Annotated in this window: 18 protein-coding genes; 7 read left to right on the top strand and 11 right to left on the bottom strand. The window is 61.0% G+C overall.

The window, feature by feature from the left end:
- On the top strand, positions 1-612 hold the full coding sequence (locus AC1DPR_RS02315; RefSeq protein WP_113469645.1) for an alpha-ketoglutarate-dependent dioxygenase AlkB: 612 nt from the start codon (positions 1-3) through the stop codon (positions 610-612).
- Here the strand turns inward: AC1DPR_RS02315 and coaA are convergent.
- Genes coaA through hisB form a run of 7 tightly spaced genes read right to left on the bottom strand, consistent with a single transcriptional unit; the run spans position 609 to position 5,263 of the window.
- Positions 609-1,604 (bottom strand): type I pantothenate kinase, encoded by a 996-nt coding sequence (gene coaA / locus AC1DPR_RS02310; protein WP_018859435.1) that lies wholly within the window; start codon positions 1,602-1,604, stop codon positions 609-611. The two genes, AC1DPR_RS02315 and coaA, sit on opposite strands and share 4 nt — an antisense overlap.
- On the bottom strand, positions 1,601-1,924 hold the full coding sequence (locus AC1DPR_RS02305) for a phosphoribosyl-ATP diphosphatase (protein ID WP_113469644.1): 324 nt from the start codon (positions 1,922-1,924) through the stop codon (positions 1,601-1,603). The genes coaA and AC1DPR_RS02305 overlap by 4 nt, the downstream gene beginning before the upstream one ends.
- Before the next feature lie 15 nt (positions 1,925-1,939).
- Positions 1,940-2,722: an imidazole glycerol phosphate synthase subunit HisF gene (gene hisF / locus AC1DPR_RS02300; RefSeq protein ID WP_113469643.1), complete on the bottom strand. Its 783-nt coding sequence runs from the start codon at positions 2,720-2,722 to the stop codon at positions 1,940-1,942.
- Positions 2,719-3,468 carry a 1-(5-phosphoribosyl)-5-[(5-phosphoribosylamino)methylideneamino]imidazole-4-carboxamide isomerase gene (gene hisA, locus AC1DPR_RS02295; protein ID WP_018859438.1) on the bottom strand — a complete coding sequence of 250 codons (750 nt, stop codon included), beginning with the start codon at positions 3,466-3,468 and terminating at the stop codon, positions 2,719-2,721. Before hisA ends, hisF begins: the two co-directional genes overlap by 4 nt.
- 26 nt (positions 3,469-3,494) lie before the next feature.
- Positions 3,495-4,145 (bottom strand): imidazole glycerol phosphate synthase subunit HisH, encoded by a 651-nt coding sequence (gene hisH / locus AC1DPR_RS02290; RefSeq protein WP_018859439.1) that lies wholly within the window; start codon positions 4,143-4,145, stop codon positions 3,495-3,497.
- Positions 4,146-4,631, bottom strand: a complete 486-nt coding sequence (locus AC1DPR_RS02285; protein WP_113469642.1) for a DUF2628 domain-containing protein — start codon at positions 4,629-4,631, stop codon at positions 4,146-4,148.
- A gap of 23 nt (positions 4,632-4,654) precedes the next feature.
- On the bottom strand, positions 4,655-5,263 hold the full coding sequence (gene hisB, locus AC1DPR_RS02280; RefSeq protein WP_018859441.1) for an imidazoleglycerol-phosphate dehydratase HisB: 609 nt from the start codon (positions 5,261-5,263) through the stop codon (positions 4,655-4,657).
- A 178-nt stretch (positions 5,264-5,441) separates the two neighbouring features.
- Here hisB and hslV point away from each other — a divergent pair, with 178 nt between their 5' ends.
- The 5 genes from hslV (at position 5,442) to AC1DPR_RS02255 (ending at position 12,174) form a co-directional block, all read left to right on the top strand.
- Positions 5,442-5,969, top strand: a complete 528-nt coding sequence (gene hslV, locus AC1DPR_RS02275; RefSeq protein ID WP_113469641.1) for an ATP-dependent protease subunit HslV — start codon at positions 5,442-5,444, stop codon at positions 5,967-5,969.
- A 39-nt stretch (positions 5,970-6,008) separates the two neighbouring features.
- Complete coding sequence (gene hslU, locus AC1DPR_RS02270; RefSeq protein WP_018859443.1) at positions 6,009-7,316, top strand: ATP-dependent protease ATPase subunit HslU; 1,308 nt, start codon at positions 6,009-6,011, stop codon at positions 7,314-7,316.
- Positions 7,317-7,503: 187 nt separating this feature from the next.
- Positions 7,504-8,451: a DUF1402 family protein gene (locus AC1DPR_RS02265; RefSeq protein ID WP_026372085.1), complete on the top strand. Its 948-nt coding sequence runs from the start codon at positions 7,504-7,506 to the stop codon at positions 8,449-8,451.
- Positions 8,452-8,503: 52 nt separating this feature from the next.
- On the top strand, positions 8,504-9,916 hold the full coding sequence (locus AC1DPR_RS02260; RefSeq protein WP_018859445.1) for a cytochrome P450: 1,413 nt from the start codon (positions 8,504-8,506) through the stop codon (positions 9,914-9,916).
- 89 nt (positions 9,917-10,005) lie between these two features.
- Complete coding sequence (locus tag AC1DPR_RS02255; protein WP_477815714.1) at positions 10,006-12,174, top strand: malate synthase G; 2,169 nt, start codon at positions 10,006-10,008, stop codon at positions 12,172-12,174.
- A 72-nt stretch (positions 12,175-12,246) separates the two neighbouring features.
- On the opposite strand, the gene AC1DPR_RS02250 is transcribed toward AC1DPR_RS02255, so the two are convergent.
- Complete coding sequence (locus AC1DPR_RS02250; RefSeq protein ID WP_018859447.1) at positions 12,247-12,933, bottom strand: L,D-transpeptidase; 687 nt, start codon at positions 12,931-12,933, stop codon at positions 12,247-12,249.
- A gap of 180 nt (positions 12,934-13,113) precedes the next feature.
- On the opposite strand from AC1DPR_RS02250, the gene AC1DPR_RS02245 reads away from it, so the two are divergent.
- Positions 13,114-13,608, top strand: a complete 495-nt coding sequence (locus AC1DPR_RS02245) for an MmcB family DNA repair protein (protein ID WP_026372086.1) — start codon at positions 13,114-13,116, stop codon at positions 13,606-13,608.
- 2 nt (positions 13,609-13,610) lie between these two features.
- On the opposite strand, the gene AC1DPR_RS02240 is transcribed toward AC1DPR_RS02245, so the two are convergent.
- The 3 genes from AC1DPR_RS02240 to hrpB form a co-directional block, all read right to left on the bottom strand.
- Positions 13,611-14,186, bottom strand: a complete 576-nt coding sequence (locus tag AC1DPR_RS02240; protein ID WP_025657901.1) for an ActR/PrrA/RegA family redox response regulator transcription factor — start codon at positions 14,184-14,186, stop codon at positions 13,611-13,613.
- Between the two features lie 71 nt (positions 14,187-14,257).
- Positions 14,258-15,568 (bottom strand): ActS/PrrB/RegB family redox-sensitive histidine kinase, encoded by a 1,311-nt coding sequence (locus AC1DPR_RS02235; protein WP_018859450.1) that lies wholly within the window; start codon positions 15,566-15,568, stop codon positions 14,258-14,260.
- A gap of 27 nt (positions 15,569-15,595) precedes the next feature.
- Positions 15,596-18,061, bottom strand: coding sequence for an ATP-dependent helicase HrpB (hrpB, locus tag AC1DPR_RS02230; RefSeq protein WP_026372087.1), 2,466 nt, complete (start codon positions 18,059-18,061; stop codon positions 15,596-15,598).
- Positions 18,062-18,477: the final 416 nt, after the last annotated feature.

Genomic DNA, 18,477 nt, shown 5'->3' with positions numbered 1-18,477 from the left:
ATGCTGAAGCTTCCGAACGGCGTCAGTCATCGTCCTGTTTATCTGGACCGGCCGCGACAGCAGGCTTTGGTGGATATTGTCAGGTCGATCGTGGCGGGTGCGCCGCTCTTCGTGCCCGTCATGCCTGGCACCGGCAAGCCGATGTCAGTGCGCATGACGAATTGCGGACCGCTCGGCTGGGTAACCGACAAGGAGCGCGGCTATCGCTATCAGCCGACCCACCCCGTTACGGGCAAGCCCTGGCCGGACATGCCTGTGGAATTGATCGAGATCTGGAACGACGTCTCTGGCTATGACAAGCCGCCACAGGCCTGCCTCGTCAACTTCTACTCCGACGAGGCCCGCATGGGACTGCATCAGGACAAGGATGAACAGGACCTTGCAGCGCCTGTTGTGTCGATCTCGCTCGGCAATAGCTGCCTGTTTCGCGTCGGTGGCCTCGCGCGCGACGACCGCACGCTTTCCTTCAAGCTCTCAAGCGGCGATGTCGTGATCTTGGGTGCGGAAGGGCGCCTTTGCTTCCATGGCGTCGACAGGATCTATCCATCGACGTCGACCTTGCTGAAGAATGGCGGCCGGATCAATCTGACGCTTCGCCGGGTAACGGCCTAGAGCTTCCTCAATGCGACCTGTTCTATCAGGTGATTGTTGCCCTTGCGCAGGATAAGGTCGGCACGCGGGCGCGTCGGGAGGATGTTTTCCCGCAGGTTCTTCAGGTTTATGTTTTCCCAGAGGCCTTCGGCAATCGTCAGCGCTTCCTCCTCGCTGATCGAGGCATAGCGGTGGAAGAAGGAGTGGGGATCGCGAAACGCCGTTTCGCGCAGCCGCAGGAAACGCGTCACATACCAGTCGTGAATCCGGCTTTCATCCGCATCGATGTAGATCGAGAAGTCGAAGAAGTCGGAAACCATCGGAACGATCTTGCCGCCAGCCGGCAGGTCGCGCGACTGCAGCACGTTGATGCCCTCGAAGATCAGAATATCCGGCCGATCGACGATCTTGTACTCGTTCGGCAGCACGTCATAGACAAGATGCGAATAGGACGGTGCCTTGACGTTCGGCTGCCCAGCCTTGATCGCGGCCAGGAAACGCAGGATCGCGCCGGTGTCGTAGCTCTCGGGAAAACCCTTGCGCTGCATCAGGTTTTCACGCTGCAGCACGGCATTCGGGTGCAGGAAGCCGTCCGTGGTGACAAGATCCACCTTTGGACTGGACGGCCAGCGCGACAGCAGTTCCTTCAGGATACGGGCGGTCGTCGATTTGCCGACAGCCACGGAGCCGGCGATGCCGATCACGAAGGGAGTCTTCGCGACGTTGGAGAGGCTGAGGAAGCGATTGCGCTGCTCGAACAGCAGCTGCGAGGATTCCACATGCGCCGACAGAAGGCGCGACAGCGACAGATAGATGCGCCGCACTTCATCGAGGTCGATCGGGTCGCCCATGGAGCGCAGCCGCTTGACCTCGTCCCCCTTCAGGGTGAGCGGCGTATCCGCCCGGAAGCGCGCCCATTCCTCGGAAGAAAAGAAGTGATAGGGCGAATAGGCATTCGCCTGAAAATGATCGAGCGTTTCGGGCGCTCCGATGAGCTGTCTTGCGATACTCATGAACTTTGCCGGCTCGCCTTTTCTCTCAGGCCGGATTGAGCGGTACGGCGCTCAAGCTCCGCCATGACACTTTGCAACGGAATGCCTGCGACCTTCAATACGACCAATAGGTGATAGAGCAGGTCGGCGGCTTCATAGGTAAGGTTTTCGCGGTCATCGGCGATCGCTGCCATCACGGTCTCGATCGCCTCTTCGCCGAGTTTCTTGGCCGCTTTTGGCTGACCGGCAGAAACGAGCTTTGCCGTCCAGGATTCTTCCGGAGAGGCCTTCGATCGCGCATCGACGATCTTTTCCAGGTCGGCGAGGGTAAATTCGCTCATGATTCCGCTTTCCACTCAGTCCAGACGCACGTCGATGCCGCACGACGACATATAGCGCTTCGCTTCCCCGACGGAATAGGTACCAAAGTGGAAGATCGAAGCAGCCAGAACGGCATTGGCATGTCCTTGCTTGACCCCGGCCACGAGATCATCGAGGTCGCCGACGCCGCCCGAAGCTATCACCGGCACCCGAACCGAATCCGCTATGGCACGCGTCAGTTCGAGATCGTAGCCGACCTTCGTCCCGTCCCGGTCCATTGAGGTAACAAGCAGCTCGCCGGCGCCACGCTCGACCATTTTCCGAGCGAAATCCACGGCATCGATGCCGGTCGCATTGCGGCCACCATGCGTATAGATCTCCCAGGCGCTGACATCGCCTTGGACAGGCACTGTCCGCCGCTTGGCGTCGATCGAGACGACGATGCACTGGTCGCCGAACTTGTCGGCGGCCTCCGCAACGAAATCCGGATTGTTGACGGCGGCCGAGTTGATAGAGATCTTGTCCGCGCCACAAAGCAGCAGCTTGCGAATGTCAGCGATGGTGCGAACGCCGCCGCCGACGGTGACAGGCATGAAGCATTGCTCGGCGGTGCGAGCGACGACATCGAAGATCGTCTCGCGATTGTCCGAGGAAGCGGTAATGTCGAGAAAGCAAAGTTCGTCGGCGCCGGCGGCATCGTAGGCCTTGGCGGCCTCGACCGGGTCTCCGGCATCTACCAGATTGACGAAGTTGACACCCTTGACGACGCGGCCGTCCTTGACGTCGAGGCAGGGAATGACGCGAGCCTTGAGGGTCATTGCGCAGTCTCCTTTGCGCGTGCGGCTGAAATCAGCGCCAGCGCTTCTTTCGGGTCGATGCGTCCATCATAGAGCGCGCGGCCGGAAATCGCACCCTCGAGCTTGCGTGCGTCAAGCTCGAGCATCCGCTTCACGTCCTCGATCGAAGCAAGGCCGCCGGACGCGATGACGGGGATCGATACGGCTTCGGCAAGCTCGAGCGTCGACGACCAGTTGATGCCGGCAAGGATGCCGTCGCGGTCGATGTCGGTGTAGATGATCGCGGCAACGCCGGCGCCCTCGAACTTCTTCGCGAGCTCGATGACGCCGAGCTCGGAGGCCTCGGCCCAACCTTCGACTGCGACTTTGCCGCCCTTGGCATCGATTCCGACAGCAACACGGCCGGGAAACTTCTTGCAGGCTTCAATCACGAGCGCCGGATCGCGCACGGCGATCGTTCCGAGAATGACGCGGGCAAGGCCGCGCGACAGCCAATTCTCGATATGGTCGAGTGTACGGATGCCGCCACCAAGCTGAACGGGGTTCTTCGTTGCCTTCAGGATCGCGTCGACAGCAGCGCCGTTGACGCTTTCGCCAGCAAAGGCGCCATTCAAGTCAACGACATGCAGCCATTCGAATCCCTGGTCTTCAAAGGCCTTCGCCTGGGCTCCGGGATCGGGATTGTAGACGGTTGCCTGGTCCATATCGCCAAGCTTGAGGCGAACGCACTGCCCATCCTTGAGGTCGATTGCGGGAAATAGGATCATTCTGTCAGTCCTTGCAATGCGCGAGCTCAAGGCTTCCAGCGCAGGAAATTGGCAATCAGGGCGAGGCCGAGATTCTGGCTCTTTTCGGGATGGAACTGGGCTCCGGCCATGTTGTCGCGACCGACGAAGGCGGTGATCGGGCCGCCGTAATCGGCCGTCGCGAGCACGTCGGCGGGGTTTTTCGCCGCCAGATGGTAGGAATGCACAAAATAGGCATGCAGCCCGTTCGGCCCCGTCGGAATGCCGTCGAACAACGGGTGGGGGGATTTCAGATCCAGCGTATTCCAGCCGATCTGTGGAATCTTCAGATTGGCATCACCTGGCGTCATTTCGACGACATCGCCGGGTATCCAGCCAAAGCCATCCGTGACGGTCTTCTCGAGACCGCGCGATGACATAAGCTGCATGCCGACGCAAATACCAAGGAAGGGCCGGGCCTTCTTCTCAACCACATCGATCAGAGCGTCCGACATGCCGGAAACGGCATCGAGGCCGCGTCGGCAGTCGGCATAGGCGCCAACACCCGGCAGCACCACGCGATCGGCGGCGGCTACAACCTCGGCCTTGTCGGTCAGATCGATCACGGCATCGATGCCGACTTCCCGTGCGGCCCGTTCGAAGGCCTTCGTCGCCGAACGCAGGTTGCCGGAACCGTAGTCTATAATTGCGACGCGCATTCAGCGTCCTCCATCAAAACCAAAGAGACCGAGCGAGGTGGCGTTGCCGTGTCGCGGGGCATGGGCTGCGGGATCCCATTGCGGCGACGGCGCCGGGCGGCTGTCGTCGGCGTCGGTCTGGACATTCAAAAAGTAGATTTCTTCTGCGGTCTGCAGCGAGTCGGCGGAAACGAGGTCGGCCTCAGCCCAGCCCTTCGCAACCAGATTGCGGATGCGAAGATTCTGGCCCTCGAGCGCCACCAGCAGACTGGTGCCGAAGGTGATCGCAACGCCGACGGGCCAGAGGTCTGCGCGGTCTGTCAGCGCACCGCCAAGGCTTTGCAGGAGAAATGCCACGATGGCGTAGAGCCACAGCTGGTGGAAGGCCAGCCATATCCAGGGGAAGAGAAACCCGAGCACGGTAAAACCGTCGCGAATGAAGCGCGTCTTCTCGTGGTTGGGGTCTGTTCCGCTAGGCGCAGTCAGAACCAGATAGCTGGAAGTCATGTCGTCAAGCTCCCTCAGGGGGCTCAGACGAGCGTGCCCTTCGTCGAGGGAACACGGCCCGCCTGTCTCGGATCGATCTCTGTCGCCGTACGCAGCGCGCGGGCAACGGCCTTGAAGCACGTCTCTGCAATATGGTGGTTGTTGGCACCATAATGGTTGAGAATATGCAAGGTGATGCCGGCGTTCTGGGCAAGCGCCTGGAAGAATTCGCGAACGAGTTCGGTGTCGAACGTGCCGATCTTCGGCGCACTGAAGGTGACGTTCCAGACAAGGAAGGGGCGACCGGAGAGGTCGACGGCTGCCTTCGTCATCGTCTCGTCCATGGCGAGGTCGATCGATGCATAGCGCGTGATGCCGCGGCGGTCGCCGAGTGCCTTGGCAATCGCCTGGCCGATCGCGATACCGGTGTCTTCCACTGTATGGTGGTCGTCGATATGGAGATCGCCCTTGGTCTCGATTTCCATGTTGATCAGCGAATGTCGTGACAGCTGGTCGAGCATATGGTCGAAGAAGCCGACGCCAGTCGAAATTTTCGACTTTCCGGTGCCGTCGAGATTGACGGAAACGGAAACCGAAGTCTCGTTCGTCTTGCGGGACACGGTACCCGTGCGGCTTGCTGCGGTCTCGGCCATAAGGCTGCTCCATCGGGAAATACGGGCGTTCCTTATCAGGCGTGCCGCGAAATATCCAGAACCGCGGCAGCAGAAAAAGACGCCATTTGCAATCGGCATTCACGCACTTACATAGGGCTCGACAGGGCCGGCGTTCGGCCCGACACAACAAGCCCGGCAGACGGGCAAAGGTGAATAGATGACAACGATTATTACAGTTCGAAAGGGCGGTAAGGTCATCGTGGCCGGCGATGGTCAGGTAAGCCTCGGCCAGACCGTGATGAAGGGCAACGCCCGCAAGGTGCGGCGCATCGGCAAGGGCGAGGTTATTGCCGGTTTCGCAGGCGCCACAGCGGATGCGTTCACGCTCCTCGAACGCCTCGAAAAGAAGCTCGAGCAATATCCGGGGCAGCTGATGCGCGCCGCCGTCGAGCTTGCCAAGGATTGGCGCACGGACAAGTATCTCCGCAACCTCGAAGCCATGATGCTCGTCGCTGACAAGCAGGTGACGCTGGCGATAACAGGCAACGGCGATGTTCTCGAGCCGGAGCACGGGGCCATGGCGATCGGTTCGGGTGGCAATTATGCGCTCGCTGCGGCCCGCGCCCTGATGGACACAGACAAATCCGCCGAAGAGGTCGCGCGTCGCGCCCTCGATATTGCCGCCGATATTTGCGTCTACACGAACCATAATGTGGTGGTGGAAACGCTCGACGCCGAAGCTTGACCCGGTTTCAAAGATTCACGCCCCGATGGGATATTCGATATGACCACATTTTCCCCCCGCGAGATCGTTTCCGAACTTGACCGCTACATCATCGGCCAGCATGAGGCCAAGCGCGCGGTGGCAATCGCGCTGCGCAACCGTTGGCGTCGCCACCAGCTCGATCCGGATCTACGCGACGAAGTGATGCCAAAGAACATCCTGATGATCGGCCCGACCGGTGTCGGCAAGACGGAAATCTCTCGCCGTCTCGCCAAGCTGGCGGGCGCGCCCTTCATCAAGGTTGAAGCGACCAAGTTCACCGAAGTCGGTTACGTCGGACGCGACGTGGAGCAGATCATCCGCGATCTCGTCGAGGTCGGCATCGGGCTCGCACGCGAGAAGAAGCGGAGCGAAGTGCAGGCAAAGGCGCATATGAGCGCCGAGGAACGCGTTCTCGATGCGCTCGTCGGCGCCACGGCCTCGCCGGCGACCCGTGACAGCTTCCGCAAGAAGCTGCGCAACGGTGAACTTGATGACAAGGAGATCGATATCGAGATCGCCGACACCGGTACCGGCATGGGTGGCTTCGACATTCCCGGCATGCCGGGCGCAAATATCGGCGTGCTCAACCTCTCCGAAATGTTCGGGAAGGCGATGGGTGGCCGCACCAAGAAGGTCCGCACGACGGTCAAGGCATCCTACACGGATCTGATCCGCGACGAGTCCGACAAGCTGATCGACAACGAAGTTATCCAGCGCGAGGCGGTTCGTGCGGTCGAGAATGACGGCATCGTCTTCCTCGACGAGATCGACAAGATCGCCGCTCGCGACGGCGGCATGGGTGCCGGCGTTTCGCGCGAAGGCGTGCAGCGCGACCTGCTTCCCCTGGTCGAAGGAACGACGGTGTCGACGAAGTACGGGCCGGTGAAGACGGACCACGTCCTTTTCATCGCCTCCGGCGCATTCCATGTCTCCAAGCCGTCCGATCTGTTGCCGGAATTGCAGGGTCGTCTGCCGATCCGCGTCGAACTGCGCGCGCTCACAAAGGAAGACTTCCGCCGTATCCTGACGGAAACCGAGGCGAGTCTTATCAGGCAGTACAAGGCGCTGATGGAAACGGAAGGCCTCACCCTCGAATTCACTGACAATGGCATTGATGCCCTGGCTGATGTGGCCGTCCACTTGAATTCGTCTGTCGAAAACATCGGCGCCCGTCGCCTTCAGACCGTCATGGAGCGCGTTCTGGACGAAATCTCCTTCAATGCTCCGGATCGCGGCGGCTCGACCGTGACGATTGACGCCGACTACGTCCGCGAGCACGTCGGTGACCTGGCGCAGAACACAGATCTGTCCCGGTTCATTCTGTGATGAACACGCATCGGGTCCGGTCCTTACTGATGTGACGCCGCGATTTTGACAGCTTGGACTCTCGACAGCGGGCCCTTTACTTTTTAGTGAAGGGCCCGTCTCGTTATCGGCGCCAGCATTATTCGGCCAAGATTGTGGTCCAGTCAGCGCGCTTCGCGACAATGCCAAAATGATGGGAATGCTGATCGTGCGACGCCTTATGACAAGCCTCCTGATTGTTGCTGCGGTGCTGACCTCGGTGCCTGCTTTTGCCATGCAGGTGGTGCCGTCAGGTAATCGTCATGCCGAGCAACCGGATGTTCCGGACGCCTCGGTTCGTCGCACCAAAGGCACGAAGAGCTCGTTCGATCGGAAATACGAGAAGGTCCGTGACCTCTTGGCCACGGATCACGAACTGATGGGCAAGATCAAGAAAGTTTCGGCCGCTTATGGCATCGACCCGATCCACGTGGTCGGTGCGATCGTCGGCGAGCATACCTACAATGTCGACGCCTATGACCGCCTGCAATCCTATTACGTGAAGGCCGCTTCCTATGCTGGCCAAAGTTTCCGTTTCGCCTATGATGGCGAGGACGTGGACGATTTCGTCAAGCGGCCGGAGTTTGCTGAATGTAGCGGCAAGGGCGATTCCTACACGTTGTGGAGCTGCCGTGAGGACGTCTGGGAAAGGGACTTCCGAGGCAAGACGGTCGGTGGCAAGAGCTACCCGAACAACCGCTTCAGTGCCGTCTTCTTTCAGCCCTTCTACGCTGGTCAGACCTTCGGCCTCGGCCAGATCAACCCGCTGACCGCGCTGATGCTCTCGGATCTCGTCTCCAAGGTCTCAGGTTATGAAAAGCTGAACGAGAGGGACGCCGGTGCCGTCTACAAGGCAATCATGGAGCCCGATATCTCGCTTGCCTTCGTCGCTGCCTCCATCCGCCGCTCGATCGACGATTACAAACAGATCGCCGACATGGACATTTCCAAGAATCCGGGCCTGACCGCCACCCTCTATAATGTCGGCAATTCGCGCCAGCGCGCGGCGGCCCTGGCGGCCAAGAACCGCGCTTCAGGCGAAACCGTCTGGCCGGAGGAAAACTATTACGGCTGGTTGGTCAACGACAAGCTGGACGAGTTGGAGCGCCTGCTCTAGCTTCCGCCTTGCCGGGAAGAGTTTAGAATCTTCCGCGAAAGGCTGAATTCTCATGGACATGCGTCCGGATCCCTTTGAACCGCCGGCGCCGTTGCCCCGCACGGTGCCACCGAGCCGCCTTGAGATCATCCGCACCATCCTGCGCAATCCGCTGGAGCTCTGGGGCGAGCCTTCCTACACGCTGCCGTGGATCCAGACACGGTTCTTTCGGGAAAGAACCCTGATCGTCAATGATCCCGGTTTGATCCGCCATGTTCTCGTCGACAATGCCACGAACTACCGCATGTCGGATATTCGCCAACTCATCTTGCGCCCGATCCTGCGTGACGGCCTGCTGACGGCGGAAGGAGAGGTTTGGAAGCGATCCCGCAAGGCGGTATCACCGGTCTTCACGCCGCGCCACGCAAACGGCTTCGCCGGGCAGATGCTTCGCCAGTCCGAGGACTACGCGATAAAATACGAATCCGCTGGCAGAGACGGCAAGGTCTTCGAGATTGCCGCCGACATGACGGAACTGACCTTCGCCATGCTCGCCGATACGCTGTTCTCAGGCGAGATAGTCACCTCCTCCGATAGCTTTGCCGACGACGTAAACGCACTCCTCCACCGCATGGGGCGCGTCGACCCGATGGATCTCCTGCGCGCGCCCTCATGGGTTCCGCGCGTCACCCGCATCGGCGGTCAAAAGGTGCTGGACAAGTTCCGAAACATCGTGCGCCAGACCATGGATGCCCGGCTCGCGCGTATGCAAGCCGATCGAGCCTCCGCGCCGGACGACTTTCTGACCTTGCTCCTTGATCAGGCTGCAACCGGCGGGCTGACGAACGACGAGATTGAAGACAATATTCTCACCTTCATCGGCGCGGGCCACGAAACGACGGCGCGGGCGCTCGCCTGGACGCTCTATTGCGTCGCCAACACGCCGCACATCCGCGAGGCGATGGAGGAGGAGATCGATCGCGTGCTGGCCCAGGATGTCGAGCCGGTAAAATGGCTCGATCTGATGCCTTACACGCGTGCCGCCTTCGAGGAGGCGCTGCGGCTCTATCCGCCGGCGCCGTCGATCAATCGCGCCGCCATCGCCGCCGATCGCTGGACCGATGCGAAAGGCGAAACGGTCGAGATCGAGGCCGGAGTCACCGTTCTCATCATGCCGTGGACGCTCCATCGTCACGAGCTCTATTGGGACAAGCCACGCGCCTATATCCCGGAACGGTTCCTGCCGGAGAATCGCGCCAAGATCGGGCGTTTCCAGTTCCTCCCGTTCGGCGCGGGTCCGCGGGTCTGCATCGGCGCGACCTTTGCCCTGCAGGAGGCTGTTATCGCTCTGGCCGTGCTGATGCACCGGTTCCGCTTCGATATGACGGACAAGACAAGGCCATGGCCGGTTCAGAAACTGACGACGCAGCCGCAAAACGGCCTGCCGATGCGCGTCACGCCGCGGTCTTTGTCCGTAGCGGCATAAATCTTTCGAATTATTGCATAATTGACTATGAATGAAAGCCGCGCAAAGTGGCAGCATGAAAAAGCTGCCGTGGTCTTGGGAGACATTGAATGAGCCGCATCGATAAAAACGGTCTTGCTGTTGAAGCCGTCCTTCATGAGTTCCTGGTGAAGGAGGCGTTGCCCGGCCTGCAGATCGATGCCGACAAGTTCTTTGCAGATTTCTCGGCCATCGTTCACGATCTGGCTCCGCGCAACCGCGAACTGCTTACCAAGCGCGATGCACTTCAGCTTCGAATCGATGATTGGTACCGTCAGCATGGCGCGCCGACCGACATGGAAGCGTACCAGGCGTTTCTGCGGGATATCGGCTATATCCTGCCGGAAGGCTCCGATTTTCAGGTATCAACCGCCAACGTTGATCCCGAGATCGCCTCGATCGCCGGTCCGCAGCTCGTCGTTCCCGTCATGAATGCGCGCTATGCGCTGAACGCCGCCAACGCGCGCTGGGGTTCGCTCTACGATGCGCTTTACGGGACCGATGCGATTCCCGAGAGCGATGGCGCCGAAAAGGGCAAGAGCTACAATCCGAAGCGCGGCGAGAAGGTCATCGGCTGGGTTCGCAATTTCCTCGATACCGCTGCTCCGCTCGACAGCTGGAACTGGAAGGATGTCGCGACCTTTGCTGTCAGGGATGGTGCACTCGCCATCACTTCGACCGACGGCGAGCATGTTTCGCTGACCGATGCGGCGCATTTTGCCGGCTATCTGGGCGATGCCGCGGCGCCGACGCAGATCCTGTTAAAGAACAACGGCATCCATATCGACATCGTCATCGACGCCTCGACCGCGATCGGCAAGAGCGATCCGGCGCACATCTCCGACGTCTGGCTGGAATCGGCGATTACGACGATCATGGACTGCGAGGACTCGGTTGCAGCAGTTGACGCCGAAGACAAGGTCGTCGTCTATCGCAATTGGCTCGGCCTCATGAAGGGCGACCTGCAGGAGGAGGTGTCCAAGGGTGGCTCGAGCTTCATCCGCAAGCTCAATCCCGATTTGGAGTACAGCGGCCCGACCGGTACGCCCTTCGAAGTGCATCGCCGGTCGCTGATGCTCGTGCGCAACGTCGGCCATCTCATGACGAATCCCGCCATCCTCGATCGTGACGGCAACGAAGTGCCGGAAGGGATCATGGACGCCATGATCACCGGCATGATTGCGCTCTACGACGTCGGCCCCAATGGCCGGCGCAAGAATTCCCGCGCCGGTTCGGTCTATGTCGTCAAGCCAAAGATGCATGGACCCGAGGAAGTCGCCTTCGCTGCCGAGATCTTTTCGCGCGTCGAGGATGCCCTCGGCATGGCGCGCAATACCATCAAGATGGGCATTATGGACGAGGAGCGGCGCACTACCGTCAATCTCAAGGAGTGCATCCGCGCCGCCCGCGAACGCGTCGTCTTCATTAACACCGGTTTCCTGGACCGCACCGGCGATGAAATCCATACCTCGATGGAAGCCGGGCCGATGATCCGCAAGGGCGATATGAAACAGGCTGCCTGGATCGGCGCCTACGAGAACTGGAACGTCGACATCGGCCTTGAATGCGGTCTTTCCGGCCATGCGCAGATCGGCAAGGGGATGTGGGCCATGCCGGATCTGATGGCGGCGATGCTGGAGCAGAAAATCGCGCACCCGAAAGCCGGCGCCAATACTGCCTGGGTTCCGTCCCCAACCGCTGCGACGCTGCACGCGACCCATTATCACCGCATCAACGTCGCCCGCGTTCAACAGGGTCTGAAGGACCGTGCGCGCGCCAAGCTCTCCGATATTCTTTCTGTCCCCGTAGCGGTTCGTCCGAATTGGACGCCGGAGGAAATCCAGCGCGAACTCGACAACAATGCCCAGGGCATTCTCGGTTACGTTGTCCGCTGGGTCGATCAGGGCGTCGGCTGCTCCAAGGTGCCCGACATCAACAATATCGGCCTTATGGAAGACCGCGCGACGCTGCGAATCTCCGCCCAGCATATGGCCAATTGGCTGCATCATAAGGTCACGACCGAAGCGCAGATTGCCGAGACGATGAAGCGCATGGCCGCAGTTGTCGACCAGCAGAATGCATCCGATCCCGCCTACGTGCCAATGGCAACCGATTTCGACGGTTCGATCGCCTTCCAGGCGGCACTCGATCTTGTCTTGAAGGGCAGGGCACAGCCGAACGGCTATACCGAGCCTGTCCTCCATCGCCGCCGCCTCGAACTGAAGGGCAAGCAGGCTTAAGAACAAATCAATAGAAAAGGCCGCCGAAAGAATGTTCCGGCGGCCTTTCTAATACCCCATTTCGGCAACAGCTTACTGGATAACGATGACCTTCGAAGTCGTCTTGCCCGGACGTACGCGGCTGTAGAGGTCGATAACGTCCTGGTTCATCAGACGAATGCAGCCCGAGGAGGCCGCGGTGCCGATCGAAGCCCATTCCGGCGTGCCGTGCAGGCGGAAGAGGGTGTCCTGACCCTTTTCGTTGAAGAGATACATGGCGCGCGCGCCGAGCGGGTTGCTGAGGCCAGGGCCCATGCCATCTTCGACATACTTGGCAACTTCCGGCTTGCGCTCGGCCATTTCCTTCGGCGGATGCCAGGTCGGCCATTCCTGCTTCCATGCGACATAGGCCGTGCCTGCCCAGGCGAAGCCCTGCTTGCCGACACCGATGCCGTAGCGCATCGCCTTGCCGCCGGGCAGGATGTAATAGAGGAAGCGCTCGCGGGTGTTGACGATGATCGTGCCCGGACGCTCGGTGGTTTCGTAAGAGACGATCTGGCGGCGGAACTGCGGCTTGACCTTCTGGATCGGGATCGCCGGCAGCGAATATCCGGCATCCGTCGTCACGCCATAGGCGTCGTCGAAGATCTGCGCGGTCTGGACGGTCGGGCCCGGCACGGCCTTGTCTTCAACGGAGGCGCTCTCGGTAGTCGAAGAGCAACCGGCCAGAGCGAGCGTCGCCATCAGGCCGAATACAGGAAATGCATTGCGGATACGCATGGATGTCTCTTAGGAAATGGGCAAGGGGAAACGGTCTTTTGAACCATCTTTGATTATGGTTTATTTTCGATTAACTTTGCCTTTGCAAGCTGTTGCAGTGCGGCAAAATCAATACGCAGCGGCAAATTAGAAGCGCATGGTTTTTTTGCAACAACGCGCGCGCCAGACCTACGGTTATCCATGACGATTTTGAGTGTTTACAATAACAATCCGTTAATAGACGGCCGGCAGTCGGACAGAGCTATGCTCGTGCGGCGCGGGACTCAGATTTTACTTCATGAGATGCGTCACGCCGTGTTGCCGGAGCTGTCGCTTGCGAGCGGACGCCGGGCGGATCTGATCACCATTTCGGAGAAGGGCGAAATCTGGATCATCGAGATCAAGACCTCGATCGAGGACTTTCGCGTCGACCGCAAGTGGCCGGACTATCGCCTGCATTGTGATCGGCTGTTTTTCGCCACGCACAAGGATGTTCCGCTTGAGATTTTCCCCGAGGGCTGCGGGTTGTTTTTATCGGATGGCTACGGCGCGCATATGATCCGCGAGGCGCCCGAACATCGCCTTGCGCCAGCGACGCGTAAATCCGTGACGCTCAATTTCTCCCGCGTAGCCGCCCAGCGCCTGCTGATGGCCGAATGGGCAAACGGCAAGCCGTTTGAAGTCGACGATATTTAGGGTTATTTCGGCGCGCGCTTGGCGAGGATCCGCTGCAGCGTGCGGCGATGCATATTGAGCCGCCGCGCGGTCTCCGAAACATTGCGCTCGCACATTTCATAGACCCGCTGGATATGCTCCCAACGCACACGGTCGGCTGACATCGGGTTTTCCGGTAGCTCTGCTTTCTCGCCCGCCCGCTGCGTCAGGGCGGCATAGACGTCGTCCGCATCGGCGGGCTTTGCCAGGTAATCGACCGCGCCGAGCTTCACAGCGGTAACGGCCGTCGCAATATTGCCGTAGCCGGTCAGAACGATGATCCGGGTATCGTCGCGGCGCTGGCGGATTGCCTCGATTACGTCCAGACCGTTGCCATCACCAAGCCGCAGGTCCACGACGGCATATTTCGGTGGATGGCTCTTGGACTTGGCAACACCCTCGGCGACTGACTCAGCTGTCTCGACCGTGAAGCCGCGTGTCTCCATCGCGCGCGCCAGACGGCGCAGGAAGGGACCGTCATCGTCAACGATCAGCAAGCTGGCGTCCGGACCGATATGATCCGCATTGGCGAGGGAGGAATCGTGGTCAAGCTCGTTCATATCTATCAATCCCGGCGGCTGCCCCGCCTGATATAAGTCAATTATTCAGCTTTTTCATTATGCCCATAGCGTCATTTTGTCGAATTCGCATCGATCAGCATGCGCGGCCATTCGACACGGACACGCGCTCCGGCGGCTTCCGGCATGCGGTTCTCGAAGACCAACGACGCGCCGGATCGTTCCAGGAGCGTCTTGGCGATAAAGAGGCCAAGTCCCAGCCCACCGGCCCGGTCCTCCCGTTGCCGCTTCGTGACGTAGGGCTCGCCGATCCGGGTCAGGATATCGGAAGAATAGCCCTCTCCATCGTCCTCGATGGTGATGCGGACCTTTCTCAGATCGTGTTCGACCGTGACCGTTACCTTGTCGCGCGCGTAGTCGACGGCGTTCTCGATGAGATTGCCGAGCCCGTACATGATGCCGGCATTGCGGTCGGTGATAGGCTCGCCCTTGCGCGGGCTCTTCTCGATGAGCTCGAGTTTGATCCCGAACTCCCTGTGCGGCGCCACGATCTCTTCCATCATGGATGAGAGCGGCAGCCGCCGAAGATGGGCCTCGCCCTCTGCCGAGAGCGTCGCCAGCCGCCGCAGGATGTCGCGGCAGCGCTCGCTCTGGCTGCGCAGGAGTTGCACGTCCTCGCGAAAGCGATCGTCATCCTTCAGTTCCCGTTCCATTTCCTTGGCAACCACGCTGATGGTGGCAAGCGGCGTTCCGAGTTCGTGTGCCGCTGCTGCGGCAAGACCGTCCAGCTGCGAAAGGTGTTTCTCCCGCTGCAGCACGAGTTCGGTTGCCGCCAGCGCGTCGGCGAGCTGGCTCGCCTCCATTGAGACCCGGTATGCATAGAAGGCGGCGAAGGCCATGGTCGATGCGATCGAGCACCAGACGCCGAACTGCATCACCGTGTGCACATTGATCTCGACCCCGTCGAACCACGGCAAGGGAAAGGGTGAAAAGGCAAGGATGGTGATGCAGACCATCGCAATGAAAATGAGCACCGTGCTGAAGCGGATCGGCTGCGATGCGAATGAAATGATCACGGGAACGCAGACGAGCGCGGCGAAGGGATTAGCAAGGCCGCCGGTGATGAAGAGCAGTGCGCAAAGCTGCAGAAGATCGAAACCGAGCAGTGCGAAGGCGGCGCCTGGGTAGAGCCGGTGCGTCGGCGGATAGCGGATCATCAGGTAGAAGTTGACCGCCGCCAGCGCCGCGATCAGCAACCCGCAGGCAATAAGCGGAAGCGGAAACTTCAGCCAGAAGGCAACGATGAACACCGTCACGGCCTGGCCGCCGACGGCAAGCCATCTCAGCCGCACCAGCGTCTGCAGTCTCAGGCGCCTGCTGTTGTGCCTGTCCTCTTCCGACGAACTTTCGACAGTATCGACCATTTGACATTCCTTGAGCCATGCTAGGGCTCATGTACCACGCGGTTTTGCCCTTGTCGTCGGCGGGGCGTCCTCCGGCCGTTCCGGCCAGGGGTGCTTGGGATAGCGGCCGCGCATGTCGGCGCGCACGTCCTTCCACGATCCGGCCCAGAAGCCCGGCAGGTCGCGTGTCGTCTGGATCGGCCGGTGTGCGGGCGACGTCAGTTCCAGAAGCAGCGGCAGCCTTCCGCCTCCAATTGCCGGGTGCTGCTTGAGGCCGAAGAGTTCCTGCACGCGGATCGTCAGAGTCGGCTCCTCGCCGTCGTACTGGATCGGATGTCGCTGTCCCGTCGGCGCGTCGAAATGCGTCGGGGCGAGGCGGGAAAGATCCCGCTGCAGCTCGTGCGGGATCAGCGCCATCAACCCGTTCGAAAGAGCAGACGAGGAAATGTCGGAAATCCCGCGGGCATCCGTCTGGTAGGGAACGAACCACTCGTCCAGCCGCGCAAGCAGTGCCTGGTCGCTGACATCAGGCCAAGGATCGCCGATGTTGCGATGAAGAAAGCCGATGCGTTCACGCAGCTGCATGGCTTCCTTGGAAAAGGGCAGCAGTTCCAGCCCCAGCTCGCGCACGCCTACCGCCAGCGCGCGGCTGACGGCTTCGCCGGTTGGACGCGGCAGTGGCGTCTCCTCGAAGACAATGGCGCCGAGCCGCGTCGCGCGCCGGGCCCTGACCTGCCGGCTCTGGCGGTCGAAGAAGACCTGATTGTCGGTGGAAATGGCGCCAGGTAGCTCTTCCTCGATCTCGCCACGCGAAACCTCTGCTGCAGACAGAATTCGCCCCTGCGCCGCCCGGCCGGTCAAGTCGGCGATGACGAGCATCTGGGTGCCGGCAAGTCGCTCGGTTTCCGGCAGCTCCGCACCGCGCCCGTTCGCCATCAGGAATCGGCCTCTGCCGCCGCGTTGCAGCGCGATTCGGTCGGGAAAGGCGTGCAGCAGAAGGCGTCCCGCCTGGCTCGGTTCCGTTGACTTTGCGACATCGAGACCCTTGGCCAGTCGAGCCGCCAGCTGGCGCGCGCCCTCCGCGCGCTCACCTCGTTCCGACCGGAAGCGTCGCATCCGTTCCTCGAGGTCAATACCGGGACCACCGAGGCCCTGTTCGGTCAGCAGCACGGCAAGGGCGGCCGCATCTCTCGCTTGCCCAGTCTCGCCGGCTGAGATCACCATGGCGGCCAAACGTGGCGGCAGCGCAAGGTCACGCATCATCCGTCCGCGCGGGGTGAGTGCGCCGTCCTTGTCAAGCGCGCCGAGTTGCAACAGGAGCGCGCGCGCCTCCGCCAGCGTCGTCTCCGGCGGCTGGTCGACGAAGGACAGCACGCGGGCATCCTGAACGCCCCAGTGGGCAAGGTCGAGGACCAGACCGGAGAGATCACTGGAGAGAATCTGCGGCGGCGTGAAAGCCGGCAAGGCCGCGGTCTGTCCCTGATGCCAGAGGCGGATGGCGATGCCGGGCTCGGTTCGGCCGGCTCGCCCGGAACGCTGGTCGGCGGAGGCGCGAGAGACGCGCACCGTTTCCAGCCGTGTGATGCCGGTTGAGGCCTCGAACACCGGAAGCCGCTGCAAGCCGCTATCGATTACGATCCGTACGCCGTCGATGGTGATCGATGTCTCGGCAATCGAGGTGGCGAGCACGATCTTGCGCGTCCCGCCTTCGGCCGGTCGGATTGCCGCGTCCTGTTCTTTCTGTGTCAGGTTGCCGTAGAGGGGCGCAATCAGTGTCTCCGGCCCGAAGCGTCCTTGGAGCCGCTCCGCCGTGCGGGCGATCTCCGCCTGGCCGGGCAGGAAGGCGAGGATCGATCCGCTTTCACTGGCATGGGCGTCGACGATCGCACGCGTCATCGCATCCTCTATGCGTTCGCCGCCCGGCCGATCCTTGTAGCGGACGTCAATCGGATAGCTTCGCCCCATGCTTTCGATAACAGGCGGCTGGTCGAGAAGCGCAGCAACGCGCGCAACGTCAAGCGTCGCCGACATCACCAGCAGGCGCAGGTCGTCGCGCAAGGCGGATTGTACGTCGAGCGCCAACGCCAGGCCGAAGTCGGCGTCCAGCGAGCGTTCATGAAACTCGTCGAAGATGACGGTCGAGACACCCGAGAGTTCCGGATCCTCGAGGATCATGCGCGCGAACACGCCTTCGGTCACGACCTCGATGCGGGTCTTGGCGGAAACCCTGGTGTCGAGCCGCATGCGATAGCCGACCGTTTCCCCCACAGTCTCGCCAAGCAGCGAGGCCATGCGGCTGGCGGCCGCGCGTGCTGCCAGCCGCCGCGGTTCGAGAAGTACGATCTTGCCGTCGCCGCGCCAGTCCTGCCTCAGCAGATAGAGCGGTACGAGCGTCGTCTTGCCGGCGCCCGGCGGCGCCGAAAGGACTGCGCGCCCCTGTGCACCGAGTGCTGCCCCGATTTCGGGAAGAACATGCGAAACCGGAAGCTCCGGCAAGGAAGTCATAGGGGTCACGTCGGTGTCTTCGTTTCGTTGGCGGGAATGGTGCCGGCCCCCACCATTCAGGACAAGCGCCGGTCATTCCCCACGTGTCGGATCGAAAACGAAACTACCGATGCTGCCCTATCGCGTGCAAGTCATGCCGACATCCGGACTGCGGCGGAGCCCAACCGCCCCAAATGACACAGCCCAAAGTGGTGGCGACCGAAACAGCACAGGCAGAGGTCGCCGCCTCCGCACCAAAAGCAATCCGAAACCGCGCTTCCAGAATATATCTCAATCGAATCAATCTGTTACAAAAATGTCAAAAAACTTTGTCTGGCGCTGTTGACTTAGAAAAGGGGTAGGATCTATAAGCCCCCTCACTGAACGAGGGCGGCGGCGCTGCTGGCGACGAGGTCCTTCGCTCTCAAGTTTCTTTTAAGATTGGC

The organism is Rhizobium sp. 01T417 (genome assembly GCF_056398905.1).
The sequence above is the reverse complement of the archived record's forward strand: the minus strand, read 5'-3'. Positions and strand labels throughout refer to the sequence as shown.

Coding starts and splice junctions, on each gene's coding strand:
- AC1DPR_RS02255 (WP_477815714.1), top strand. CDS start 10,006: ATGAGCCGCATCGATAAAAACGGTCTTGCTGTTGAAGCCGTCCTTCAT.
- AC1DPR_RS02315 (WP_113469645.1), top strand. CDS start 1: ATGCTGAAGCTTCCGAACGGCGTCAGTCATCGTCCTGTTTATCTGGAC.
- hslU (WP_018859443.1), top strand. CDS start 6,009: ATGACCACATTTTCCCCCCGCGAGATCGTTTCCGAACTTGACCGCTAC.
- hisA (WP_018859438.1), bottom strand. CDS start 3,468: ATGATCCTATTTCCCGCAATCGACCTCAAGGATGGGCAGTGCGTTCGC.
- AC1DPR_RS02305 (WP_113469644.1), bottom strand. CDS start 1,924: ATGAGCGAATTTACCCTCGCCGACCTGGAAAAGATCGTCGATGCGCGA.
- AC1DPR_RS02245 (WP_026372086.1), top strand. CDS start 13,114: ATGACGATTTTGAGTGTTTACAATAACAATCCGTTAATAGACGGCCGG.
- AC1DPR_RS02235 (WP_018859450.1), bottom strand. CDS start 15,568: ATGGTCGATACTGTCGAAAGTTCGTCGGAAGAGGACAGGCACAACAGC.
- hslV (WP_113469641.1), top strand. CDS start 5,442: ATGACAACGATTATTACAGTTCGAAAGGGCGGTAAGGTCATCGTGGCC.
- AC1DPR_RS02260 (WP_018859445.1), top strand. CDS start 8,504: ATGGACATGCGTCCGGATCCCTTTGAACCGCCGGCGCCGTTGCCCCGC.
- hisF (WP_113469643.1), bottom strand. CDS start 2,722: ATGACCCTCAAGGCTCGCGTCATTCCCTGCCTCGACGTCAAGGACGGC.
- coaA (WP_018859435.1), bottom strand. CDS start 1,604: ATGAGTATCGCAAGACAGCTCATCGGAGCGCCCGAAACGCTCGATCAT.
- AC1DPR_RS02285 (WP_113469642.1), bottom strand. CDS start 4,631: ATGACTTCCAGCTATCTGGTTCTGACTGCGCCTAGCGGAACAGACCCC.
- hisH (WP_018859439.1), bottom strand. CDS start 4,145: ATGCGCGTCGCAATTATAGACTACGGTTCCGGCAACCTGCGTTCGGCG.
- AC1DPR_RS02240 (WP_025657901.1), bottom strand. CDS start 14,186: ATGAACGAGCTTGACCACGATTCCTCCCTCGCCAATGCGGATCATATC.
- hisB (WP_018859441.1), bottom strand. CDS start 5,263: ATGGCCGAGACCGCAGCAAGCCGCACGGGTACCGTGTCCCGCAAGACG.
- AC1DPR_RS02250 (WP_018859447.1), bottom strand. CDS start 12,933: ATGCGTATCCGCAATGCATTTCCTGTATTCGGCCTGATGGCGACGCTC.